Annotated in this window: 24 protein-coding genes and 1 tRNA gene; 8 read left to right on the top strand and 17 right to left on the bottom strand. The window is 57.8% G+C overall.

Going from position 1 to position 22,249, the window contains the following annotated elements; translation table 11 throughout:
• The first annotated feature begins 61 nt into the window (after positions 1 to 61).
• Both HK20_RS04605 and HK20_RS04600 read left to right on the top strand, forming a co-directional pair.
• A complete protein-coding gene (locus HK20_RS04605) occupies positions 62 to 628 on the top strand; it encodes a DedA family protein (RefSeq protein ID WP_086645908.1) in 567 nt (188 codons plus the stop codon).
• A gap of 8 nt (positions 629 to 636) precedes the next feature.
• Positions 637 to 1,707, top strand: a complete 1,071-nt coding sequence (locus HK20_RS04600) for an ATP-grasp domain-containing protein (RefSeq protein ID WP_086646057.1) — start codon at positions 637 to 639, stop codon at positions 1,705 to 1,707.
• On the opposite strand, the gene HK20_RS04595 is transcribed toward HK20_RS04600, so the two are convergent.
• Positions 1,697 to 3,241 carry an amino acid permease gene (locus tag HK20_RS04595; RefSeq protein ID WP_086645907.1) on the bottom strand — a complete coding sequence of 515 codons (1,545 nt, stop codon included), beginning with the start codon at positions 3,239 to 3,241 and terminating at the stop codon, positions 1,697 to 1,699. The two genes, HK20_RS04600 and HK20_RS04595, sit on opposite strands and share 11 nt — an antisense overlap.
• 12 nt (positions 3,242 to 3,253) lie before the next feature.
• Positions 3,254 to 4,102, bottom strand: a complete 849-nt coding sequence (locus HK20_RS04590; RefSeq protein WP_086645906.1) for an undecaprenyl-diphosphate phosphatase — start codon at positions 4,100 to 4,102, stop codon at positions 3,254 to 3,256.
• A 130-nt stretch (positions 4,103 to 4,232) separates the two neighbouring features.
• On the opposite strand from HK20_RS04590, the gene HK20_RS04585 reads away from it, so the two are divergent.
• Both HK20_RS04585 and HK20_RS04580 read left to right on the top strand, forming a co-directional pair.
• Positions 4,233 to 4,691 (top strand): MlaD family protein, encoded by a 459-nt coding sequence (locus tag HK20_RS04585; RefSeq protein ID WP_086645905.1) that lies wholly within the window; start codon positions 4,233 to 4,235, stop codon positions 4,689 to 4,691.
• Between the two features lie 96 nt (positions 4,692 to 4,787).
• A tRNA-Met gene (locus tag HK20_RS04580) sits at positions 4,788 to 4,862 on the top strand.
• A 160-nt stretch (positions 4,863 to 5,022) separates the two neighbouring features.
• On the opposite strand, the gene HK20_RS04575 is transcribed toward HK20_RS04580, so the two are convergent.
• A complete protein-coding gene (locus HK20_RS04575; RefSeq protein ID WP_086645904.1) occupies positions 5,023 to 5,466 on the bottom strand; it encodes a DUF4167 domain-containing protein in 444 nt (147 codons plus the stop codon).
• 38 nt (positions 5,467 to 5,504) lie between these two features.
• Here HK20_RS04575 and HK20_RS13060 point away from each other — a divergent pair, with 38 nt between their 5' ends.
• Positions 5,505 to 5,645: a hypothetical protein gene (locus HK20_RS13060; RefSeq protein ID WP_165924879.1), complete on the top strand. Its 141-nt coding sequence runs from the start codon at positions 5,505 to 5,507 to the stop codon at positions 5,643 to 5,645.
• Between the two features lie 93 nt (positions 5,646 to 5,738).
• Here HK20_RS13060 and prmC read toward each other — a convergent pair whose 3' ends face one another.
• The gene (gene prmC / locus HK20_RS04565; RefSeq protein WP_086645902.1) at positions 5,739 to 6,617 is read right to left on the bottom strand and encodes a peptide chain release factor N(5)-glutamine methyltransferase; all 879 of its coding nucleotides are present in this window, start codon (positions 6,615 to 6,617) and stop codon (positions 5,739 to 5,741) included.
• A 159-nt stretch (positions 6,618 to 6,776) separates the two neighbouring features.
• Here prmC and HK20_RS04560 point away from each other — a divergent pair, with 159 nt between their 5' ends.
• Positions 6,777 to 7,121, top strand: coding sequence for a hypothetical protein (locus HK20_RS04560; RefSeq protein ID WP_369823025.1), 345 nt, complete (start codon positions 6,777 to 6,779; stop codon positions 7,119 to 7,121).
• Positions 7,122 to 7,126: 5 nt separating this feature from the next.
• Here the strand turns inward: HK20_RS04560 and prfA are convergent, their stop codons facing one another.
• The 6 genes from prfA to HK20_RS04530 form a co-directional block, all read right to left on the bottom strand.
• Positions 7,127 to 8,185, bottom strand: coding sequence for a peptide chain release factor 1 (gene prfA, locus HK20_RS04555; RefSeq protein WP_086645900.1), 1,059 nt, complete (start codon positions 8,183 to 8,185; stop codon positions 7,127 to 7,129).
• Positions 8,185 to 9,432: a histidine--tRNA ligase gene (gene hisS, locus HK20_RS04550; protein ID WP_086645899.1), complete on the bottom strand. Its 1,248-nt coding sequence runs from the start codon at positions 9,430 to 9,432 to the stop codon at positions 8,185 to 8,187. Before hisS ends, prfA begins: the two co-directional genes overlap by 1 nt.
• A gap of 122 nt (positions 9,433 to 9,554) precedes the next feature.
• Complete coding sequence (gene ispG, locus HK20_RS04545; RefSeq protein ID WP_086645898.1) at positions 9,555 to 10,715, bottom strand: flavodoxin-dependent (E)-4-hydroxy-3-methylbut-2-enyl-diphosphate synthase; 1,161 nt, start codon at positions 10,713 to 10,715, stop codon at positions 9,555 to 9,557.
• Between the two features lie 138 nt (positions 10,716 to 10,853).
• Positions 10,854 to 12,125, bottom strand: coding sequence for a RodZ domain-containing protein (locus HK20_RS04540; protein ID WP_233129076.1), 1,272 nt, complete (start codon positions 12,123 to 12,125; stop codon positions 10,854 to 10,856).
• 37 nt (positions 12,126 to 12,162) lie between these two features.
• A complete protein-coding gene (locus HK20_RS04535; protein ID WP_086646056.1) occupies positions 12,163 to 13,251 on the bottom strand; it encodes a nitronate monooxygenase family protein in 1,089 nt (362 codons plus the stop codon).
• A complete protein-coding gene (locus HK20_RS04530) occupies positions 13,244 to 14,497 on the bottom strand; it encodes an aspartate kinase (RefSeq protein WP_086645896.1) in 1,254 nt (417 codons plus the stop codon). The genes HK20_RS04535 and HK20_RS04530 overlap by 8 nt, the downstream gene beginning before the upstream one ends.
• A 172-nt stretch (positions 14,498 to 14,669) precedes the next feature.
• Between HK20_RS04530 and ubiG the strand changes: the two genes are divergently transcribed.
• On the top strand, positions 14,670 to 15,410 hold the full coding sequence (gene ubiG, locus HK20_RS04525; RefSeq protein ID WP_086645895.1) for a bifunctional 2-polyprenyl-6-hydroxyphenol methylase/3-demethylubiquinol 3-O-methyltransferase UbiG: 741 nt from the start codon (positions 14,670 to 14,672) through the stop codon (positions 15,408 to 15,410).
• Positions 15,411 to 15,461: 51 nt separating this feature from the next.
• Here the strand turns inward: ubiG and HK20_RS04520 are convergent, their stop codons facing one another.
• The 4 genes from HK20_RS04520 to HK20_RS04505 all read right to left on the bottom strand — a co-directional run bounded on the left by HK20_RS04520 (position 15,462) and on the right by HK20_RS04505 (position 17,736).
• Complete coding sequence (locus HK20_RS04520; protein ID WP_086645894.1) at positions 15,462 to 15,980, bottom strand: DUF2147 domain-containing protein; 519 nt, start codon at positions 15,978 to 15,980, stop codon at positions 15,462 to 15,464.
• A gap of 113 nt (positions 15,981 to 16,093) precedes the next feature.
• Positions 16,094 to 16,573 (bottom strand): DUF1178 family protein, encoded by a 480-nt coding sequence (locus tag HK20_RS04515; protein ID WP_086645893.1) that lies wholly within the window; start codon positions 16,571 to 16,573, stop codon positions 16,094 to 16,096.
• A gap of 42 nt (positions 16,574 to 16,615) precedes the next feature.
• Positions 16,616 to 16,876, bottom strand: coding sequence for a glutaredoxin 3 (grxC, locus tag HK20_RS04510; RefSeq protein WP_086645892.1), 261 nt, complete (start codon positions 16,874 to 16,876; stop codon positions 16,616 to 16,618).
• 77 nt (positions 16,877 to 16,953) lie between these two features.
• Positions 16,954 to 17,736: a double zinc ribbon domain-containing protein gene (locus tag HK20_RS04505; RefSeq protein WP_086645891.1), complete on the bottom strand. Its 783-nt coding sequence runs from the start codon at positions 17,734 to 17,736 to the stop codon at positions 16,954 to 16,956.
• Positions 17,737 to 17,799: 63 nt separating this feature from the next.
• Between HK20_RS04505 and HK20_RS04500 the strand changes: the two genes are divergently transcribed.
• On the top strand, positions 17,800 to 18,666 hold the full coding sequence (locus HK20_RS04500) for a methyltransferase domain-containing protein (RefSeq protein WP_086646055.1): 867 nt from the start codon (positions 17,800 to 17,802) through the stop codon (positions 18,664 to 18,666).
• 30 nt (positions 18,667 to 18,696) lie between these two features.
• Here the strand turns inward: HK20_RS04500 and moaA are convergent, their stop codons facing one another.
• From moaA to galU, 3 genes are all read right to left on the bottom strand, one after another.
• Positions 18,697 to 19,713, bottom strand: a complete 1,017-nt coding sequence (gene moaA / locus HK20_RS04495; protein WP_086645890.1) for a GTP 3',8-cyclase MoaA — start codon at positions 19,711 to 19,713, stop codon at positions 18,697 to 18,699.
• A 142-nt stretch (positions 19,714 to 19,855) separates the two neighbouring features.
• On the bottom strand, positions 19,856 to 21,265 hold the full coding sequence (pgmG, locus tag HK20_RS04490) for a phosphoglucomutase/phosphomannomutase PgmG (RefSeq protein ID WP_086645889.1): 1,410 nt from the start codon (positions 21,263 to 21,265) through the stop codon (positions 19,856 to 19,858).
• A complete protein-coding gene (gene galU / locus HK20_RS04485) occupies positions 21,265 to 22,149 on the bottom strand; it encodes a UTP--glucose-1-phosphate uridylyltransferase GalU (protein ID WP_086645888.1) in 885 nt (294 codons plus the stop codon). Before galU ends, pgmG begins: the two co-directional genes overlap by 1 nt.
• Between the last annotated feature and the right edge of the window lie 100 nt (positions 22,150 to 22,249).

The raw sequence follows: 22,249 nt of genomic DNA, 5'->3' as shown, positions 1-22,249 counted from the left end.
TTGCCGCAGGTTCTGTGCGCAAGCCGGACCATATCTGCCGTGTTGGAGAGCAGGCTCCGTTGTGCTTGACCATTTTCTGGAACTGACTGCCACACAACCTCTTTTGCAGGTTCTGATTGTTATTCTGGCAACTTTTGTGCTGGAGGACGCGGCAACCGTTGTTACGGCTATTCAGGTTCATCTCCATACAATCAGTATTCCCGTGGCCCTGGGCGCCCTGTACGCGGGCATTGTTCTGGGCGATGTGGGGCTTTACGCTCTGGGCGCGTTAGCCGCCAAATGGCCCCCCGCACAGCGTTGGGTTAACGTTCCCTCCGCCCAGACACAGCAGGCATGGCTGAGCAGGAACCTGTTTGTAGTTGTATTTGTCAGCCGTTTTATTCCGGGCACACGCCTGCCCCTTTATACGGCCTGTGGTTTTTTCCGGGCTGGGCTGGCTGTTTTTACGGCAGCCACCTTCTGCGCCACCCTGTTGTGGACAACAGCACTCTTTATGCTCTCCCTGCGTGTGGGGGGAGCGCTTCTGGCCCATCTTGGCGCATGGCGCTGGGTTGGCGTGGCCGGCTTTGTGGCCGCCATCATTCTGGTGGGGCGGCTTGTTGCGCGCACCCAAAAACACAAGATATGACCTTATCCATGCCCCCCTCCCAGCAAGACAAGCAACCTAACCCTCTCTCACTCTTCGAGTTCTGGCCGCGCTGGGTATTTTACACACCCGTTGTGGCTTACTGGATCCTGCTTGGCCTGCGCTACAGGGATGTCACACTCCCCACCGCCGCCAACCCCCGCATAACCACCGGAGGCCTGTGCGGGGAAAAGAAAAGCGACCTGCTGGACATGGCTGGCCCATATGCCACCCAATGGATTGCGCCATACGCAACGTTAACCACTGGCGAGAACGATCTGGCCAAGGCCACGCAGGCCATGCACGCCAAGGAGCTGGCATTCCCTGTTGTTGTCAAACCCGACATCGGGTGCAACGGCACGGGGGTCAAGCTGGTACATACGCAGGAGGAACTGGCACAGGTCTGTGCGTCATTCCCGCGCAATGTGGAACTTGTTATTCAAAAACTGATCACATGGCCGCATGAAGCCGGGCTGTTTTACATCCGCCACCCGGATGAACCGACAGGCCGCCTGACATCCCTGACATACAAGGACATCCCCTTCCTGATCGGTAATGGCAGGAATACCGTTCTGGAACTGCTCAAACAGGACGCCCGCACCAGCAAGGTACTGCATATTTACACCCCACGCCTGCAGCACCGCCTGCACACCATTCCCGAGCAGGGAGAAAGGATTGATCTGGTTTTTGCAGGCAATCACTGCAAAGGGGCGGTTTTTCGCAATGGCATAGCCGACATTACGCCGGAGCTGACTCAGCAGATCGACCAGATTATGCAGGATATTCCCGACTTTTATTTCGGGCGCATTGACCTGAAATTCCGGTGTGAGGAAGACCTCGCCCGCGGCGAGAATTTTGAGATTATAGAAATCAACGGTGTTGGCGCGGAAGCCATCCATATCTGGGATGCCAGAACGACCCTGCGCGAGGCCTATGCAGCACAGTTCCTGCATTACGGCGAAAGCTACCGCATAGGGGCCAAAAACAAGGCCGCAGGCTGGAAACCCACAAACCTGTGGTACGGATTACGCCTGTGGCGCGAACAGAAAAAACTACTGGCGTCCTACCCGCTTAATGACTGAGCGCATCCTGCGCCATTGCAGCCCGATGCTCCTGCGCCAGACGGGAATGACGCCGCCCGTAAAAGCGGTAGCACCCCCACCCACATAGCGCATAAACCGCCAGCAGCAGAGCAGGCACGGGGTCTCCCCCCATAAGGGACAACACCATTTCCCAACAGAGCGGGGCAACCATAAACCCGCAGAACACCATGCCGAGCAACGGCACATACCCAACCCATACGCCGCGCAGCACAAACCCGCCAAACGGCACAACAAAAGCGCGCTTATAGTCCGGAGCCGTATTGCGCATCCATATTACGGTAAAGCAGACAATGCCAAACGCTGTTGCCGTGCCCAGACTGACCAGATCACCAATAATATCAATTGGTAGAACGGCAGTCGCCAGAGCGACCACACTCCCCAGCATGATGCTGCCAAGCCATGGCGTGTGGTAACGCGTGTGCAAACGCGCAAAAACGGAAAACAGCAGGCCATCTTCAGCCATGGCAAAAAAGATTCGGCTCTGGGCATATAACAGACCCATCAGTACCGAACACAGGCCAACGACCGCGCCAATTTTAACAAACAGAGCAAGCCATGGCTGATGCATGGCATTAACCGCAATAGCCAGTGGGTCCGCCACATCCAGCGTCTGCCATGGCACAACACCTATCAGCACGGCAGCCACCACCATATATACCGCCGTGCACACCACCAGTGACAGCACAATCCCCACCGGCACGTCCCGCCTGGGGTTTTTGGCTTCGGCCGCTGCGGTAGAAACGGCCTCAAACCCGACATAAGCAAAAAAGATAACCGACGCCGCCCGGAAAATACCGGGAACACCGTAACGAAAACCACCCTGATACGCCGGAATGAACGGCGTCCAGTAGGCCGGGTGCATTTGCCACACACCCAGAGCCACAAAAACCGCCAGCACACCCACCTTAAGCACCACAATGAGTGAATTGATTTTAAAGGATTCCCGCACACCCACGACCAGAAGCCCGGTCACGATCGCAATGGACAAGGCTCCCAGCAGGTCACATTGCCAATGGCCTGCAATATGCCGGTTAAGCCCCAGCGAAACCACTTCCAGAGTTGTGGTGTGCAAAGCAGGTGGAACATGCACCCCCAGATCTTCCAGCAGACTGGCAGCATACCCTGAAAAACCGGCCGCAACACCCGCGCAGGAAATGCCGTATTCCATCAACAGCAGCCAGCCAACGCCCCATGCCCACCCTTCCCCCATGGATACGTAGGCATACGTGTAGGCTGACCCCGATACCGGCATAACAGATGCCAGCTCCGCATAGGACAGAGCCGTAAAAAGGCAGGCAATACCCGCAATAATAAAAGACAGCAGAATGGAGGGGCCAGCGTAATTGGCAGCGGCAGTCCCGGTCATGACGTAAATGCCCGCACCAATGGTTGAGCCCACGCCCAGCATGGTCAACTGCAATGGTCCTAGCGTTTTTTTCAGGCGCTGCTGCCCGTTTTCCAGCTCTATTCTGGCCAGTGACTTGCGCAGCAAGGGAGCACGCACCCGTTTCATCCCGCCCACCACTTACCGTGCGAAATGGAAGATCAGAAACGCAGTCCCGCCAACCACCATGCAGTACCATGCAAAAGGTGACATCGCCCAACTGTCATGCTTACGGAAATAGCGCATCAGAAAAGCCGTACTCGCCAGAGCAGTTACCCCCGACACAACCGCCGCCAACAGGGCAATATGCATCTGGGCCGGGTCAATGGGGGTATGACGCATTTTAAAGGCTTCGCGCACTGTTGCGGCAATAATAACCGGCTGAGCCATAAGGAACGAAAAACGCGCCGCGGCATCATGGTGCAGTCCGCGCAGCAGCCCCCCGCAAATGGTTGCGCCCGAGCGCGACAGACCGGGGAAAAAGGCAAAGCACTGAAAAAAACCAATAAACAGCGCATCGCGCGATGTCAGGCTGGCCAGATACCGGACATCCTTGCGGACGACACGGTTCCGCAGTTTTTCAACCACCAGCAGCAGTACCCCGTTAAGGAACAGGAATAATGCGGCAGAGGAAGCGGAGCCAAACACACTGCGCAACCAGTGCTCGAACAGACCACCAACAATAACCGCAGGCACAGTTGCCAGACAGATCAGCCACAGGATATGCAGGCTTTCCAGCTGGATACGGTGCCCGAACGCCCCAAACGCCCCTTTGCCCAAGGCCAGCCAGTCCTGCCAGAAAAAAATCAGCAGGGCGACGGATGTCCCCATATGCAGCATGACCAGAAATGGCAGAAAGGTCGGGTCATGCAGATCATACGACCAGTGCAGCAAAGACGGCAGGACAACAGCATGCCCAAGACTGCTGACAGGAAAAAGCTCTGTAGCGCCCTGTAGCAGCGCCATGATAAGTGCCTGAAAAAGGGACATGTAAGTTTAGCGTTCCAAACGGTCTGTTATCTGACTGCTGTCCTTGCACCATGCGCCTAAGTGCTGCAAGGATTTCGTCCTGTTTAACTTTTTGCGCAAGCACACTTTTTGATAAGGGCCTGAGCCAACCATGAGCCGACAAAACCACATAGGCGCTATTATTTGCAGCACTCTGGTTCTGGCTGCGGCAGCAGGGTTTGGCATGTACGCGATCAATACCCAGAAAACACCGGGCAAATCATCCTACGAGCTTACAGCCCGCTTTGTTTCTGCCAACGGTCTGGCACGCGGGGCAGATGTGGATATTGCCGGGGTCAAGGTTGGTCGCGTGTCCAGCATTGTGCTCGACCCTGCCTCCCAGATGGCCATTGTCCGCTTCCGGCTGGATAGCGCACTCCACCTGCCAACCGACAGCACCCTGACCATTGGCAGCGGCACCCTCTCCTCCGAAAATGCGCTGATGATCGAGCCGGGAAAAGCGACAACCCTCGCCCAGACCGGGCAGGTAATGACCCACACACTTGAACCCTCAAGCCTTGAACAGCAGGTAAGCAACTACATTTTTGGCGCGGGCAATCTGGAGCAGTAAGCCAATTGCCTCCAACCAATCAGTTTTTTCAAAAAAATCTGACAAGATGGATTGACGCCCCCCCCGGGAACAGATACATAACCGCCACCAACCAATGGCGGCGTAGCTCAGTGGTAGAGCAGGGGAATCATAATCCCTTGGTCGGAGGTTCAAATCCTTCCGCCGCTACCAAATTCCCTAAAAATCAAAGCGTTAACTTTACCTTTTGGTCAAACAGACCAAACAGGCATTGTTATACCTGTGCGTGGCATCTGCACACGGAAGCACACCTGCTCCACCCTGCTCCACATCCGTGGTCAGCAGGGCGAATGCAGGATAGCGAAGCGCCGGATTAACCTTCGGACAGTTCGGGCTGCGGCTCGCTCGACAGATCCTTGACCTCGGCCACAGCTTCATTCTCGGCTTCTGCCTGATCGTCTTCCTCGTCCTCGGACGCATTGGACGTAACACGCTGCTGGCGGGCAGCCTGCCGTTCTGCACGCTCCTGCTGGCTTTGCTGCGCAGCCTGCGCCATGGCGTTCAGAATACGGAAATAATGTTCGGCATGCTGGAAATAGGCTTCAGCCGCCACGCGGTCACCGCTGCCCGTCGCATCACGGCCGAGCTGGAGATATTTTTCAAAAAGCTGCTGTGCTGTGCCTCTGACCCGTACATCGGGGCCATGACTGTCAAAAACATGATTCCGGTTCATTGGAATCTGGCCATTCAACTGCCTGGACGCTCCATTGCTCCCGTTGGAGCGATGGTGTCTGGTACGCATCCGTTTTACATTCATGGGTTTATCACAGTGCTTTCCTGTTCATGGCACTTTGCATGAAGAAACAGTCCGATACAAAAGGCATGTTCCTGAATGAAGGCCGAATTGTTTTTTCGGAATGGGCTTTTGGCGGCAATCTGTTTTTATTGCCGGAAGAAAGGCCCTTACCGCTCATCCACCGAGGCAGATCTGGCTAATCTGAATACTGCCGCAGGACTGAGCCAGATGACAATAACAACGCACAACCACAAAGCCAACCGGTTTTTTTATATTCCGGCTTATGGCAGCCCTTAACGCAGCACAACACAGCGGGCTATTCCGGCCAGATCGGCCAGTACACGCACCACACCCAACCCGTTCTGGGCGGCTATGTCCCGCAGGGCCTGCTCCTGCCCTATCCCGATTTCAAAAATACCAACCCCGCCATCACGCAGCAACAAAGGTAGTCGGGCACACAGGTCGCGGTAGGCGTCCAGGCCATCACTCCCGCCATCCAATGCCCGCACGGGCTCATGCGCCCTTACCTCTTCCATCAGCCCGTCAAGGTCTGGTGTGGGAATGTAGGGCGGATTGCTGAACACAACATCAAACCGGGTCTGGGGGGCCAGCGCATCTCCCCACCGGGCTGCCATAACCAGCGCACGATCAGCCATATTGCAGCGTCGGGCATTGGCATGGGCCAAACTGGCAGCAGCCGGATTAACATCCACCCCAATACCCCAAGCCTGCCGGTACTCCGCCAGAGCCGCTAACAGAATGCAGCCAGACCCCGTTCCCAAGTCCAGAAACGACAAAGGCGCATTGCGGTCCGGGTGAGCGTCCAGCAGGGCGGTAATCAGGGTTTCCGTGTCCCCCCTTGGCACAAGGGACGCCGGAGAGACTGCCAGATCAAGGCTCCAGAACCCTTTGCTACCCGTAATATAGGCAAACGGCTCGTGCCTTGCCCGGCGGGCAACCCAGCCCAAAAACGGTTCGGTAGCCACCTCTTCACGCGGGGAAAGACCCAACAGCGTCTCGGGCGTTATACCCAGAGCATGCTGCAAGAGCAGACGTGCTTCCCGCCGGGGGTTTTCCACCCCCGCGTCACGCAAAAGTTGCGCACCACTGGCCAGCAGGTCGTGTAGAGACTGGTGGTGTGAGGTTTTTTCTGCTTTGCTCGAACACGTCATTTCAACAAATCACCCGACCCAATATCCATGTCTGTTTCACGCTTTTCATTCACTCTCCCGACCGCTGTGCTGCTGAGCGCCATAAGCCTGCTGGCTGTGGCGGTGCCCTTGCGCCCGGCTCTGGCTGGCGAGTTTACGGTAACGGATGAAAAAGCTGACATGGAAATTTCCGAAGTCTCACGCATTTATCTGGACGGCAAGCTCGTATCCGAGTTCCGGCTTGATGATGCCACGCGTTACAAAACCGTGCGCATCCCTACCCCACTGGGCCGTGTGGACCACACCTATACGTTGTGCGGGGAAATTACCATTCGCACCGCGGATGGCCGGGCAGAAACGCACGAAGTGAGCAGTAGCGGCCTTTTGCACAACCCCGATGGCCACCATTTTGATGCTTTGGGGTCCGACGGATTTAAGGATTTCTTTCTGGTAGACCCACAGGCTCCGCAGGCCGCAGAGCGGCTCCCCGGTCGGGGCGAAGTATGCTCCGCCCCGATTAGCTGAAAACGCTAGAACCCCGCATCCGCCAGAAGAGCGGCCTGCTCTTCCTGCGCAAGCGCATCCACAAACTCATCCAGTTCGCCCAGCATAACGCGATCAATTTTATACAGGGTCAGGTTGATCCGGTGGTCCGTAACCCGCCCTTGCGGAAAGTTGTACGTGCGTATCCGCTCGGACCGATCCCCCGTACCAACCTGAGAGCGCCGGTCCGCCGCACGACTGGCATGAGCCTGCTCCCGCTCGCGCTCGTACAGGCGGGCACGCAGGATCTTCATCGCCTTGGCACGGTTCTTGTGCTGGCTTTTTTCCTCCTGCATGGACACAACAATGTTGGTCGGCAGATGGGTAATCCGCACCGCACTTTCAGTTTTATTAACGTGCTGCCCACCGGCCCCTGACGCCCGAAAAACGTCTATGCGCAGTTCGCTTTCGTTAATGGTTACATCCACCTCTTCCGCCTCTGGCAGGACGGCCACCGTAACCGTGGATGTGTGAATACGCCCCTGCGCTTCTGTTGCAGGAACGCGCTGCACCCTGTGCACACCGGATTCGTATTTAAGCCGCGCAAAAACACTTTTGCCGTTAATTTCGGCAATGCCGCAGCGCAGGCCGCCGAGTTCGCTCTCGTCATAATCCATAACGGTAAAGCGCCACCCCTTGAGGTCCGCATACCGCCGGTACAGATCAAACAATTCAGCCGCAAACAGAGCCGCTTCATCCCCACCAGCGGCGGGGCGCACTTCCAAAATGGCGCTGCGCTCGTCCGCTACGTCCTTGGGGAGCAGTGCCAGCCGCACTTCACGCTGCAACCTTGGCAACTGCTCACGCAGTTCTGCCAGTTCTTCCCCCGCCAGTTCCTGCATTTCCGGGTCGGCCATAAGGGCCTCTGCCTGAGCAATACCCTTTTCTGTTGCACGCAGGCCGTTAATGCAGCTTACAACCGGCTCAATTTCCGCATATTCGCGCGATGCCTGAGTAAAGGCATCCCCACTCAGGCCACTCGCCAGAAGCGCTTCCAGTTCAAGCGCGCGACTGGCAATCCGGTCCAGCCGTTCATCAAGATTCATTACGCAAAAATGCTCCGCGCATCAGAGAGAAGCGTCTGTGTCGCCACTTCGTTTTCCTGCCCGGTTTCCATGCTTTTGACACGGAACACACCGCGGGCCAGTTCATCCTCGCCCAGAAACAGCACATGGCTTGCGTTCTGCTTACCTGCCCGTTCCATACGCTTACGCAGCGAGCCCTTGTAGCCGATTTCGGTCCGCACGCCCTGCTGGCGCAATGCCTGCAAAATCTGGCACACGGCTTTTTCATCCGGCGAGCCTACCGGAATCAGTACCACGGAACGCGGAGCCAAAGGAGCTTCTTCAAGCAGCATGGCAAGGCGTTCCACCCCGGCGGCCCAACCAATTGCGGGCACTTCCGGCCCACCCATCTGCTTGACCAGACCATCATACCGCCCACCGGCCAGCACCGTACCCTGCGAGCCAAGGCGGTTGGTTACAAATTCAAACGTCGTGTGGTTGTAGTAATCCAACCCGCGGACAATGGCAGGGTTAACCGTGTAAGCAATGCCAAAGAGATCGAGCTGGTGGCGCAGTTCCTCCCAGAATGTCCGGGCCTCTGGGGTCAGAAACTCTTCCATCAGGGGCGCGTTGACCACGAGCTCACGATCGCCCTGATCTTTGCTGTCGAGAATACGCAGCGGGTTTTTTTCAAGCCGGATGCGGCTATCTTCAGACAGTCTGGCGCTATGGGCGGAAAAATACGTTACCAGCGCCTGCCGCCACGCATCCCTGCTGGCGGCATCACCCAGCGTATTCAACTCAAGTGTTACGTACTGGGCAACACCCAGTGCTTCAAGCACCGCATAACCCAGAGCAATAGCTTCCGCATCAGCCAGAGGTTCGGCCGCGCCCAGCAGTTCTGCACCAATCTGGTGGAACTGGCGGTAACGCCCTTTTTGTGGCCGCTCATGCCGGAACATGGGCCCCGTATAAAACACCTTCTGGGGGAGTGACTGGGTGAGCGCATTGGTCACCAGCGCACGGCAGACGGCAGCCGTACCTTCTGGCCGCAGGGTCAGGCTATCCCCATCACGGTCATTGAAGGAATACATTTCCTTGGAAACCACGTCCGATGTATCGCCCAAAGAGCGAGAGAATACGCGGGTTTCTTCAAAAATGGGGGTAGACCACTCATCAAACCCGTAGAGCCCGGCAATATGGCGTGCGGTATTGACCACGCGCGCATGGCGGCGTTGCTCTTCTCCAATAAGATCGTGCGTTCCTCTTACGGGCTGAATGCTGCTCACGGCCTGTTTTTCCTGATTGAAGCGGCACCTTGCGGGCTGCTCCCTGATCTTTGTCTATTGGGCAAATAAAACCCGCCACAGCCCCGAACATGCCCGGAGCGCGTGGCGGGTGATAGGCGAACTTAGTTGGCGGACGCCATATCCGGCAGTTCTGGGGTAGCCCCTTCCTGCTTTGCGCGGGCTTCTTCTGCCTCAATGGCAGCCACGCGCTCTTCAACCAGATCAACAACATGGTTGATCATGTCATCCGCAGCAATTGTATGGTCCTGCTTACCGGCGGAATAAACCATGTGGCGGCCAGAACCGCCCCCGGTCACCCCAAGGTCGGTCATAAGGGCTTCACCCGGACCATTGACCACGCAACCGATGATGGAAAGCGTAAGCGGGGTTTTGATATGGGCCAGACGATCTTCAAGAGTCTGCACCGTTTCCACCACATTAAAGCCCTGGCGTGCGCAGGACGGGCAGGAAATAATTTTAACCCCACGGTGCCGCAGGCCAAGGGATTTAAGAATATCCCACCCGACCAGCACTTCTTCTTCCGGGGCGGCAGACAGGGAAACACGCATGGTGTCGCCCACGCCAGCCCAGAGCAGGTTACCCAGCCCGATGGAGGACTTAACCGTACCTGCGCGCTTGCTACCTGCTTCGGTAATGCCAATGTGCAGCGGGTAATCGCACGCATCTGCCAGTTGCTGATAAGCCGCAACAGCCATGAACACGTCCGATGCTTTTACGCTGATCTTGAATTCACGGAAGTCATGATCTTCCAGAATCTTGGCGTGTTCGAGCGCGCTTTCCACCAGTGCTTCGGGGTTGGGCTCACCATACTTTTCCAGAAGGTGCTTTTCCAGCGATCCGGCATTAACGCCAATACGAATGGAACAGCCGTAATCCTTGGCTGCCTGAACCACCTCACGCACACGCTCGGCACTGCCGATATTGCCCGGGTTAATACGCAGGCAGGCAGCCCCGGCCTTGGCGGCCTCAATGGCGCGTTTGTAGTGGAAGTGAATATCGGCCACGATCGGCACGTTCACTTCCCTTACGATTTCCGCCAGTGCTGCCGTGCTATCCTCATCCGGGCAGGAAACACGAACAATATCCACCCCGGCCAGTTCGGCACGACGAATCTGCTCGATGGTCGCCTGTGCATCGCTGGTCAGGGTATTGGTCATGGTCTGGACGGAAATCGGGGCATCACCACCGACGGCTACCTTGCCGACGTGGATCTGCCGAGATTTCCGACGCTCGATATGCTGGTAAGGCCGGTAGCCGCTCATCTTGCATCCTTTTGTCGAAACGACAGTTGGGGGAGGTCTGGCCGCAGTTCGGCGCTGCGGTGTCTCCCGCTCTAGGTTTGGTGCTTTCCTGCCAAAATCAAGTCCGGTTGGCTACACATAAAGCATGGAAAGAGCCATTCAGTGCGCGCCAGCCCCATTCAACTGGCGGGCATTCAGGTCATCCGCACTTGGTTCGGCAGGCGGTGGGGCCTCACGGTGCGGTGGTGGTTTGGCCACATCGAGCGCAGGCTGGGCAACATGCCCTGCCCCATTTTCTGGTGCTACGGGCGCATCAGCCGCAGGCATTGCAACCGTGCTGGTTCTGGTAGGCACAGCCGCCCGGGCAGGTGACGGCACAACCGCTGGTGCTCCTGTGGCATTCACTCCCCCACCGGCCCGGACCTGCTGAACCACTTCCGGCGTTAAGGCAATGTGCCGCAGAACCGCGCCATTCCGCCCCAATGGCGGGGTTGTCATGTCCCCTTGGGCAAAAGCTACGCCGCCTGCATTGCCAACAGTCAGGCTGTACGGCCCGTTATCGACAGGAACAGTCCAGACATCACCGGGTTGCAGAATATGGTCGTACACGACCTTACCGGCCGCATTCCTGACCTGCACCCAGCTTGGAGCCTGCGCCTTGAGCATAAGAGGCGCATCCGCACTGGCACTGGCACTGGCACTGGCACTGGCACTGGCACTGGCCGTTTCTGGCACACTGGCAGCAGGCTGCTCAACCGCAGGAGGTACGGCGGGCGCTTCTCCTGCAACCGGCTTATCCGGTTGTGGTGGCACCGGTGCGTCCACCACACCGGGCGCATTAACTGGTGCGGGTGCATCTGCCCCTGTGGGCACCACTGGGGTGCTCTGTGCCGGTGCAAGCTGGGCCGCCGGCAAGGGAGGAAGCTGCGCCATGTTATGATCGGGCAGGATGGAAGCAACCTGTGGCGAGGGCGCATTCTTTGCACTCTCACCGGGCATCAGGGTTGCAACGGGCGGCACGCGTTCGGGTACAGGTGGAGCATGGCCCACAAAACAATACCACCCCACATAGCTTGCCAGAATAACGGCCAACCCAAGGGAAATGCTAACGGCAGGCGGCAGGCGGCGGTCTGGCGGCGGATCGGGAAAATCCAGATCCGGCTTGCGCGTACCCAGCCGCCCTTCCTGACGATAAAGCTTGAGCATCTGGTCGGGATTGAACCCGAGAGCCTGCCCATATGCCCGCAAAAAGCCCAGAGCATAGACCTCTGCTGGTAATACGCTGGCATTCCCATTTTCCAGCGCTTCCAGATAAACGCTGCGAATCCGCAGCCAGGCCGCAACATCCCCGATGCTCCAGCCAAGCTGCTCGCGGCGTTTACGCAAAGCTTCGCCTACCCCCAGCACCTCCACATCGGGAAGCGGAGGCAAAGGCGAGCCTTGCTCTTGATCGGAACCTTGGGCGTATTCAGCCATCCGCATCCATACGACGTTGTTGACGTACCAAAGCCACAGTCGCCTGTTCCACCAGATCGTCAATGATCTGCGCCACAGGCTGGACTGACGTTACCATACCAACAGACTGGCCTGCCATAACAGACCCCTGTTCAACATCGCCGTCAATAACCGCACGGCGCAGCGCACCAGCCCAGAAATGTTCAATTTCCAGCTGGGCAGCCTCACGCGTGAGTTCCCCCGACTGAAAGCGGCGGATCACATCGGCCTGATGGGTAACAAACTGCCGCCCACCCTCGTTACCAAGGGCACGTACGGGAATAACCGGAAAACGGTCATCCAGCTGCACGGACGTTACGGCATCCCGCGCGGCGGCACGCACGAACGCTTTTTTGAACTTTTCGTGAGCAATGCTTTCTTCCGCCGCAGCAAAGCGGGTCCCCAGCTGCCCACCCGAAGCCCCAAGCTCCAGATAAGACACCAGAGCATCCCCACGCCCCAGACCACCGGCCACAAAAACCGGAACACTCTGGATATGCGGCAGAATTTCCTGCGCCAGAACGGTCAGCGAAACAGGGCCAACATGCCCGCCTGCTTCCGCCCCTTCAATTACCAGCGCGTCCACGCCCATTTTGACCAGACGCTTAGCCAGAACCAACGCCGGAGAGAAGGCAATAACCTTTGCCCCGCCGTCCTTGATGGCCTTGATGGCCGCACCGGGTGGAATGCCACCAGCCAGCACAATATGGCCAACGCCTGCATCCAGACAGACCTGTACCAGCTCGGTCAGCTGCGGGTGCATGGTTATCAGGTTTACGCCAAACGGGCGGTCGGTCAGGGCGCGGGTTGCCTGAATTTCCTCCGCCAGACGCGCAGGTTCCATAGCCCCGCAGGCAATAACGCCAAACCCGCCTGCGTTGGAAATGGCGGACACAAGATTGCGCTCGCTCACCCAGGACATGGCCCCGCCAAGAATGGCGTACTGCGTTCCCAAAAAGTCGGTCCCACGCCGCCACAACGCCTCCAGCCGCTTGCGCGCGCGTTGCAGTTCGGGCTGGGTGGGGGCGTCGGTCACGGCAACCGTGTTGTTCTGCTCAGACATTATCCAGCCCATATGCGGTATGTAGGGCCCGCACGGCAAGCTCTGCGTATTCCGCCGCCACCAGCACCGAAATCTTGATTTCGCTGGTGGAAATGGCCTGAATATTAATGGAGCGTTCCGAAAGTGTGCGGAACATGGTGCTGGCCACACCGGCATGCGAGCGCATACCCGTGCCAACAACACTGATCTTAACAATATCCGGGTCTGTTGCCAGTTCTTCGTACTGCACGGAGTCCCGAACACTTTCCAGCACATTGATCGCCTGCGGCAGGTCGCTCTTGCTGGTTGTGAAGGTCATGTTGGTGGTGCCGTCTGCGCCTGTGCTCTGCACAATCATGTCCACATTCACATGCGCTTCGCTCATGGGGCCAAAAATTGCTGCGGCAATGCCAGGGCGGTCCGGAATGCGCCGGACCGACAGCTTGGCTTCATCACGCGAGTAGGCAATGCCGGTAACCAGTTTCTTTTCCACGATTTCGTCCTCATCCACCACCAAAGACCCGGGAAGGTGCCCTTCCATAACTGCCGGACCATCCGCAAAGCTGGAAAGCACCTGCACCCGCACCCCTTCGCGCATGGCAAGCCCTACGCTGCGGGTTTGCAGCACCTTGGCACCGACTGATGCCAGTTCCAGCATTTCCTCATAGGTAATTTTATCAAGCTTGCGCGCTTTGGGCACAATACGGGGGTCGGTTGTGTAAATCCCGTCCACGTCCGTATAAATATCGCACCGATCCGCCTTGATTGCGGCGGCAAGAGCTACGGCCGAGGTATCGGACCCGCCACGCCCAAGGGTGGAAACACGCCCGTCTGGCGCAACGCCCTGAAAGCCTGCAACAACCGGCACCATACCCTCGGCCATGCAGCCAAGCAGCTTTGTGCCATCAATTGTATCCAGACTGGCCTTGCCATGTGCCGAATCGGTCAGAATGGGAACCTGCCACCCCGCGAACGAGCGTGAGGGCACACCCAGCTTTTGCAGCGCAATGGCCAGCAGGCCGCTGGTCACCTGCTCACCCGTGGCCACGATGGAATCGTATTCCTTGGGGTCATGCAGGGGAGAGAGGGACTGGCAGAAACCGACAAGCCTGTTTGTCTCCCCCGCCATGGCGGAAACGACAACAAGAACATCACATCCTGCGTCTTTCTGTTTTTTGACGCGCTCGGCCACGGCTCGAATACGATCAAGGTCGCCGACAGACGTTCCGCCGAATTTCATGACAATCCGGGGTGCGGAACCGGACATAGCTTTATTCTCCACCAGACAAGCCGCAGAACATGCCACCAGCTCCAGTTCGACCCCAGCTTTGCCAGAAAAGACGAACAGGAATGGTTGCACAGCTTTACAAGGCGCGTCACATAACCTTCCCGGCCCCCTTTCGTCCAGCGGGGAGACCAGCAGGAAAGGATTTTGTTGCATGAACGCCACCACTCCACACGCGTCCTCATCCGTCTCTGATGAAGAAATCGCACGGTTTAGCGCCCTTGCGGAGCAGTGGTGGAATCCTTCCGGCCCCATGCGCCCACTGCACGCCATGAATGCATTGCGCATAGACTGGGCAAGCCGCCACCTGCCCCTGCGTGGCCGCACCACACGCCGCGCAAAAATTCTGGACATCGGATGTGGCGCGGGGCTTGCGAGTGAAGCTCTGGCCAAAGCAGGCTATGACGTGCTGGGGCTGGATGCCTCAGCCAACGGCATTGCCGCCGCCAAGGAGCATCTGGCCACCTGCCCGCTGCCCGAACATGCGGGGCCACTGCACTACCGCAATGGCAGTGCCGAAGACCTTGTGGCTGAAGGCTGCGAGTTTGATGCGGTTGTGGCGTTAGAAATTATCGAGCATGTCACTGATTCTGCGGCATTTATGGACATGCTGGCCCAGCTTGCAGGGCCAAAGGGCACGGTCATTGTTTCCACCATGAACCGCACCCTGCGCTCCCTTGCGGTTGGCAAGATTGGTGCCGAGTATATTCTGCGGCTGCTCCCCGTAGGCACACATGAATGGCGCAAGTTCATCCAGCCATCCGAACTGGGCCAGTATGCCCGTGCGGCGGGCCTGCGCATGACCGCCATAGCAGGCATGGCACCCGGCCCAATGGGCTGGAAGGAAACCCGCGACCTCGGCATCAACTACATCGCGGCGTTTACAAAATACTGATTTTAAAGTTTTTTATGGTCTGGAGGCTTACAGTCACTCCAGACCACCCCCCTATTTGACTGAATCGGGAATTTTGCACACAGGCCCCATGGCTGGGCCATTGTAGCGGGTCCATGTCTGGGTTTCGCCAAAAATAGGCAGCCCTATATAGCCACGCAGCTTGAGCACATCAGGTTGCGCCAGCCAGATTTGAGAATCATAGAGGTGCCCCGTATCGGGGTCCAGAATATGCCCGGCCCAGCGCCCTGCATTACTTTCGCCCATGGGACGAAAATCCGTTAACATCAGCAGGTTACACTCGGATTTGCCATCATGCCCACGGGGTACATCCGTACCATCGTAACGCAGGCCAACCAGATGGCCGCACAGATTTTGCCCGCAGTGGTCAATTTTAAACACGCCGTCATGGTCCTGACTAAGCCAGTACCCCGTTAAGGTGGCAGCGTTCGACACCGGCGGTTCTGCGGCAGATAAAGGTACAGCGTGCGCACCAGCCAGCAAAATCGCCAGCAGGGCAGCAAACCCCACCTTGGCTTTATGCACTGCGCCGCACGTTCCGTTCTTTGTCATATCTGCCTCTCCCTCAAGCGGGCGGCGGTCTGGCTTGCCCGCCTAGCCCTCCAAGATGTGGGGGATCACCTTCTTACCCACCACCCCCATTTGTATATGGTCAGCCCAGACATTCAACTATCCGTATCCCGCACCCAGGGCACGTTTTGGAACGCAACCCCTTCTTCTTCCAGCTCTTCTCTCTGGGACTGGGACATTTCACCGTAAATCCCGCGTTCGGGGGCTTCGCCATAATGAATGCGCAAGGCTTCATCGGCAAATCGGTTGCCCATGTTTTCACAATTCTCTTCAATTGTGCGCCGTACGTCACGCAGGGCACTCAGCATGGCATCCGGCAGGCCGGGGGGCATCTGGCCTGCCGCGGGCGCCGGGGGCGCTGCCATATCTGGTGTGGGGGGGGGATCACTTTGTGGCAAACGCTCAGGCGCACGCCCCACAATGGCCGGAGCCATGGGGGCCTGATCCACACTGGACGTGCCACATTCGGGGCAGTTTAAAAGGTTCTTCTGCCTGAGCATGGCAAATGTACTGCTGTCTTTGTACCAGCCTTCAAACACATGGTCATGGGCGCAACGCAGACGATAGCAGATCATAGTGTATTACCCTAGCAGATACCCTTTGGTCGTTATGAATACTCAGCCTAGCCCAAGCAGGCCATTCAGCTGGCCCGTGCGTTCAAGCCGCATCAAGTCATCACACCCGCCAAGGGCTTTGCCATCCACAAAGGTCTGGGGCACGGTTGTCTGCCCACCGGACAGGTTTATGGCCTCGTCCCGCTCGGGCGTGCCACGTGGGGCGTTGATCTCGGTAAACGGAATTTTTTTGCTCTCCAGCAGGGCAACTGCACGCATGCAGTAGGGGCAACCGGGCTGGGTATAGATTTTGATTTCAGGCATAGATTGTCCTTACTGGTTCCGGGTTATGGATTCAATCAGCTTTTGCCGGGCCATGTTATGGGCTTCATGCGCCTTGTCTAGCCGGGTTGGTCAATATCCACCTCCGGGCGGGCAGGCACGACCCCAGCCACCAGCAGGCTGACACTGCGTGCACCCGCCTGTAACAGGGCATTGGTGCAGGCTGTAGCAGTCGCACCTGTTGTAAGCAGGTCATCGACCAGCACAATATCACGCCCCCGCACCCTGTGTGCACGCGTGCGACGCACACTCATGGCCTGAGCAACCTCATCCCGCCGCGCCTGACGGGAAAAAGACGCCAGAGGCACCGTGGAGCGGACACGAACCAGAGCATCGGGCAGGCAATGCAGGCCGCCCAGTTTGGCCACGCCATGCGCCAGCAATGCTGCCTGATTATAACGCCGCCTGAACAACCGCCAGCGATGCACGGGTACGGGCACCACCAGCGCATCACCACACACAATGTCTTGCCCTATCCGCACCATCTGCTGGGCCAGAAAAGATGTGTTTTCCGTCTGATCGGCATATTTAAGCTTTAAAATCAGCTCTCTTGCCACGCTTTCGTACACAAAGGCCGCACGCGCCTGCCCCCATACGGGAGGATGCCGCTCGCATGCCGGGCACAGATCATTCACTCCCAGCATTGCGGCACTTACCTGCGGTACAGCACACGCCTTGCAAAATGGCGCAACAACAACCCGCACATGCGCAAAACAGGCGGCGCAAAGCAGGCCATGCTGCGCAACATCCGCTCCACAATGCAGGCAGGCGGGCGGGTAAAGAACCCCCAACCCCATTTGCCCAAGGGTGCGCAGTTGCGCCACAGCGCGCGCGCCTAGCATAAACACAGGTTTGTCATGGCTGGCGGCTTGGCAAAAAGTGTGGATACGCGCACATCTGCCTTTATGGATACACCCGTTATTTTTGACCGCAAAGCCGTCAGGCAGCACAGGGACCGTGCGGCACGCAGGCTGGATGGCATTATGCCCGTGCTGGACATTACCGCCGACCTGCTGCTCGACCGACTGGACGATATGGTGCGCAGTTTTTCCGCGGCACTGGATATAGGCGGGCGTGGTGCCATTAGCCCGCGCCTTGCTGTGCGGGGCATTGCCACTACCAGCATGGACCTCTCCCCCAGACTCGTCACCCGCTCCGGAGAAATGCGTGTTTGTGCGGATGAGGAATGGCTGCCGTTTGCCCCGCATAGCTTTGATCTGGTCATTGCCAATCTGTCTCTACACTGGGTGAACGACCTGCCCGGTGTTTTTGCCCAGATCCGGCATGTTCTGCGGCCCGATGGGCTTTTTCTGGCCAGCATGCCCATACTCCCCACATTGCGCCCCCTGCGCACGGCGCTGGAAGCTGCCGAACTGGCAGTGTGCGATGGCGTATCGCCCCGTGTATCGCCTTTTCCCACGCAGCAGAGCTGTGCGCAGCTTATGCAGCGGGCCGGATTTGCCCTACCTGTTATTGATACCGAACGTCTGGACCTGCGCTACCGCTCGCTCAGCGCGCTTATGGCCGACCTGCGTGCTGCGGGTGAGACAAATGCCCTGACCCAGCGTACACGCACCATACCACCACGCATGATGTTTGCTGCTGCCGCAGCCGAGCTGGAAAAAAAGGGGCCAGACAGCTTTGCCATGCCCCTGCATATGGCTGTTTTATCCGGCTGGGCACCGGCTCCAACCCAACCTGTACCCTTACAGCCCGGCCAGTTCCAGCACTCCCTGCATGATGCCCTGAACCCGCAGGAACCACCCGCTTAATCTAGCCCCCACAACCCAACCGGGCCGAGGTTAGCCCCCGGTTACGCTCATATGCCTTTGCGGGCCGGATACAGCACCTGTTTGTCCATCCAGCAGAAAATCATGCCCTACGGGTTTGCGGGCTATGGCCTGCTGTATGGCCACTTCCAGTGCAGCATCTGTTGCCCCCTCGCGCATGAGGTGGCGCAGGTCCACCCCCTCCTCCTGCCCAAGACAGGTATAAAGCTGCCCGGTGCAGGAAAGGCGGACGCGGTTGCAGGTCGCGCAAAAATTGTGGCTCATGGGCGTAATAAAGCCCAGACGCTGCCCGGTTTGCGCCACCCGCACGTAACGCGCGGGCCCTCCGGTCTGGTAGGCCAGAGGTTCTAACGTCCAGCGTTGAGACAGGCTCCGCCGTACCGCGTCGAGCGAGAGGTACTGCGCGGCACGGTCTTCCCCTGTTTCCCCCATCGGCATGGTTTCTATCAGACAGAGGTCGGCCCCGATTTCTCCACACCAGGCGAGCAGGGCATCAAACTCATCATCATTCACACCCGCCATGGCCACGGTGTTAATACGCACGGCCAGCCCTTCCGCACGGGCAGCGCGGATACCTTCCAGCGTTGCGGCTAGCCTGCCACGGCGGGTCAGCTTGGCAAAACGCTGCTCGTCCAGAGAATCCAGACTGACATTCACACGCCGGACCCCAGCCTGTGCCAGAATGGGAGCGTAATGCGCCAACTGGCTGCCATTGGTGGTTAATGTCAGCTCATCCAGCCGCCCCGCCTGCTCTGGGTGGCGCAGCCATGTCCCAAGTTCCTTGAAGAAAAGCCCGATGTCGCGCCGTACAAGAGGCTCCCCCCCCGTAATGCGCAGCCTGCGCACACCGTGAAGCACAAAGACCCGGCTCAGACGCAGAAGTTCCTCAAAATCCAGAACATCCGCCCGTGGCAAAAACGACATCTGTTCGGACATGCAGTACACACACCGCATGTCGCATCTGTCGGTTACAGAAAGACGGAGGTAGGAAATCCGCCTTCCGGCGGGGTCCGTTAAAGAGGACAACATAGGTACACTTTATATCAGAAACCTCGACGGCTTTAAATGCAAAAGAGCACCCCGGCGCAGCAGAAACAGCACCCTGCCCTTAAAAAACATACGGCCCGCTTTAAGCGGGCCGTATGCAGCAGGCAAGTTGAAAAAACGGAGGTTAGTGCCCCGCGTTGTTACCTGAAAAGTCAGGCTTGGAGAGGCCGGAGTGCTCAAGCTGCTCCACCAGAGCATCCTTCAGCCGTTCCAGTCCTGCGCTATCGCGCCCTTCTGCACGGGCAACCAGCACCGCCTGCGTATTGGATGCGCGCAGCAGCCACCAGCCATCGGTTGTGTTAACACGCACGCCATCAATTTCGGACACGTCAGCGCCAGCTTTACGCAGGCGTTCGGCAACTTCCTCAATCACCTTGAACTTGCGGTGGTCATCACAGTCAAAGCGGACTTCCGGCGTGGAAAGCGTTGCAGGCAGGGCCTCACGGAATGCGGCAAGCGATTCTGAGGACCGCGCTACAATGCCAAGCATACGCACACCGGCGTAAAGTGCATCATCAAACCCGTACCATTTATCGGCAAAGAAGATGTGCCCGGACATTTCGCCCGCCAGCGGGGAGCCGGTTTCCGCCATTTTGGACTTGATGAGCGAATGCCCCGTACGCCACATGAGCGGCTTGCCGCCAGCGCGTGCGACCTCATCAAACAGCACCTGACTGGCTTTGACATCAGCAATAATGGTTGCCCCGGAATGGCTTTTGAGCACATCCCGCGCCAGCAGGACCAGAATCTGGTCGCCCCACAAAATCTCGCCCTTATTGTCCACCAGCCCGATTCGGTCTGCATCCCCATCAAAGGCAATGCCCAGATCGGCATGGTTGTCCTTTACCGCGGCAATAAGCTGCTCAAGGTTTTTGGCAACCGTGGGGTCCGGATGGTGGGCAGGGAATGTGCCATCAATGGCGGCATTGAGCACAATATGCTCGCCCGGTAGGGCCGCGACCATTTTTTCCAGCACTTCGCCTGCGGAGCTGTTACCGTTGTCCCAGACAATTTTGAGCTTACGCGTACCGCCGTCATAATCCTTTACAAGGCGTTTGACGTAGTCATCACGCACATCAATCGTGCGCACGGTGCCCTGTTCTGCTGCGACCACATTCCCCTTGGCCGACAGATCCCCAAGTTCACGGATCTGGGCACCAAAGAACGGCTTGCCCGCCAGCATCATTTTAAAGCCATTATAGTTGGGCGGGTTGTGGCTGCCCGTCACCATAATGGCACCATCCGCATTAAGCGTGGCTGATGCATAATACAGCATGGGGGTAGGCCCACGCCCAACGCGGGTTACATCCAGACCACACTCCAGAGCTCCTTTTACAAGGGCTTCTTCCAGCATGGGGGAAGACAGGCGGCCATCATACCCGACCACCAGCGTTTTGCCGCCATTACGGCGGACAAGGCTGCCAAATGTGCGGCCGATGGCAAACGCATCTTCAGCGCTCAGTGTTTTGCCAACAATGCCGCGAATATCGTATTCCCGCAGGCTTGTTGCTTCAAAGTCATGCGCAAAAGACATTAGTTCTGCCCCTCATACTTCTTGAGGAATTCGCGCACGCCTTCGGCCAGTTCAGGGCGTTCGAGCGCAAAGGCGATCTGGGCTTCCAGAAAGCCGAGCTTGTTACCGCAATCGTAACGCACGCCTTCATACCGCAGACCGTTAAACGGCACATGGCCAATGGTTTTGGCCATGGCGTCTGTCAGCTGCACTTCACCGCCGGCACCTTTTTCCAGCTTGGCCAGATGCGGCATGACATCAGGGGTCAGGATATAACGCCCGATAATGGACAGGTTGGACGGCGCATCCTCGGGTTTGGGTTTTTCAACCAGCCCCTTAACTTCCACAAGGCGGCCATCATCCTTGCCAATGTCCAGAATACCGTAGCGGTTGGTATGCTCACGCGGCACTTCGGACACGGCAACCACGTTGCCCCCGGTTTCGTAATAGGCTTCGGCCAGCTGCTTCAGGCAGCCTTTCTGCGACATCACCATGTCGTCCGGCAGCAGGATGGCAAACGGATCGTTGCCAATAAAGGAGCGTGCACACCAGATGGCATGCCCAAGCCCCAGCGGCTCCTGCTGGCGCACGGCAATAAGCGAGCCAGCCTGGATGCTGCTGGGCTCCAGCGCCTCCAGACAATCAACCTTGTTGCGTTCCTTGAGCGTGCTTTCCAGCTCATAGGCAATATCGAAATAGTCGATCAGGGAATCTTTGCCGCGGCCGGTAATCAGGCAGAATTCCTCAATACCTGCGGCGCGTGCTTCATCAATTGCGTACTGGATAAGGGGTTTGTCCACGACCGGCAGCATTTCTTTTGGCATGGCCTTGGTGGCAGGCAAAAAGCGCGTTCCCAGCCCCGCAACTGGCAGGACTGCTTTACGTAAAGGCTTGGGATTGGACACGAATATAACACCTTTAAATCAAGTTAAACCTGAGACCATCCGACCTGACCTGGCCAAAGCATGGAGGCATCCACCCCAATACCCGCCTGCGCCGGAAAAA

Source organism: Acetobacter sp. DsW_54 (assembly GCF_002153575.1).
Classification (GTDB): domain Bacteria; phylum Pseudomonadota; class Alphaproteobacteria; order Acetobacterales; family Acetobacteraceae; genus Acetobacter; species Acetobacter fabarum.
Note: the sequence above shows the minus strand (reverse complement) of the source record. Positions and strands in the feature narration are given on the sequence as shown.

Bases quoted from the DNA above. Each gene is read 5' to 3' on its own strand.
- HK20_RS04600 (WP_086646057.1), top strand. From the start codon at position 637: ATGCCCCCCTCCCAGCAAGACAAGCAACCTAACCCTCTCTCACTCTTC.
- HK20_RS04595 (WP_086645907.1), bottom strand. From the start codon at position 3,241: ATGAAACGGGTGCGTGCTCCCTTGCTGCGCAAGTCACTGGCCAGAATA.
- HK20_RS04590 (WP_086645906.1), bottom strand. From the start codon at position 4,102: ATGTCCCTTTTTCAGGCACTTATCATGGCGCTGCTACAGGGCGCTACA.
- HK20_RS04585 (WP_086645905.1), top strand. From the start codon at position 4,233: ATGAGCCGACAAAACCACATAGGCGCTATTATTTGCAGCACTCTGGTT.
- HK20_RS04575 (WP_086645904.1), bottom strand. From the start codon at position 5,466: ATGAATGTAAAACGGATGCGTACCAGACACCATCGCTCCAACGGGAGC.
- HK20_RS13060 (WP_165924879.1), top strand. From the start codon at position 5,505: ATGAAGAAACAGTCCGATACAAAAGGCATGTTCCTGAATGAAGGCCGA.
- prmC (WP_086645902.1), bottom strand. From the start codon at position 6,617: ATGACGTGTTCGAGCAAAGCAGAAAAAACCTCACACCACCAGTCTCTA.
- HK20_RS04560 (WP_369823025.1), top strand. From the start codon at position 6,777: ATGGAAATTTCCGAAGTCTCACGCATTTATCTGGACGGCAAGCTCGTA.
- prfA (WP_086645900.1), bottom strand. From the start codon at position 8,185: ATGAATCTTGATGAACGGCTGGACCGGATTGCCAGTCGCGCGCTTGAA.
- ispG (WP_086645898.1), bottom strand. From the start codon at position 10,715: ATGAGCGGCTACCGGCCTTACCAGCATATCGAGCGTCGGAAATCTCGG.
- HK20_RS04535 (WP_086646056.1), bottom strand. From the start codon at position 13,251: ATGTCTGAGCAGAACAACACGGTTGCCGTGACCGACGCCCCCACCCAG.
- HK20_RS04530 (WP_086645896.1), bottom strand. From the start codon at position 14,497: ATGTCCGGTTCCGCACCCCGGATTGTCATGAAATTCGGCGGAACGTCT.
- ubiG (WP_086645895.1), top strand. From the start codon at position 14,670: ATGAACGCCACCACTCCACACGCGTCCTCATCCGTCTCTGATGAAGAA.
- HK20_RS04520 (WP_086645894.1), bottom strand. From the start codon at position 15,980: ATGACAAAGAACGGAACGTGCGGCGCAGTGCATAAAGCCAAGGTGGGG.
- HK20_RS04515 (WP_086645893.1), bottom strand. From the start codon at position 16,573: ATGATCTGCTATCGTCTGCGTTGCGCCCATGACCATGTGTTTGAAGGC.
- grxC (WP_086645892.1), bottom strand. From the start codon at position 16,876: ATGCCTGAAATCAAAATCTATACCCAGCCCGGTTGCCCCTACTGCATG.
- HK20_RS04505 (WP_086645891.1), bottom strand. From the start codon at position 17,736: ATGCTAGGCGCGCGCGCTGTGGCGCAACTGCGCACCCTTGGGCAAATG.
- HK20_RS04500 (WP_086646055.1), top strand. From the start codon at position 17,800: ATGGATACACCCGTTATTTTTGACCGCAAAGCCGTCAGGCAGCACAGG.
- moaA (WP_086645890.1), bottom strand. From the start codon at position 19,713: ATGTTGTCCTCTTTAACGGACCCCGCCGGAAGGCGGATTTCCTACCTC.
- pgmG (WP_086645889.1), bottom strand. From the start codon at position 21,265: ATGTCTTTTGCGCATGACTTTGAAGCAACAAGCCTGCGGGAATACGAT.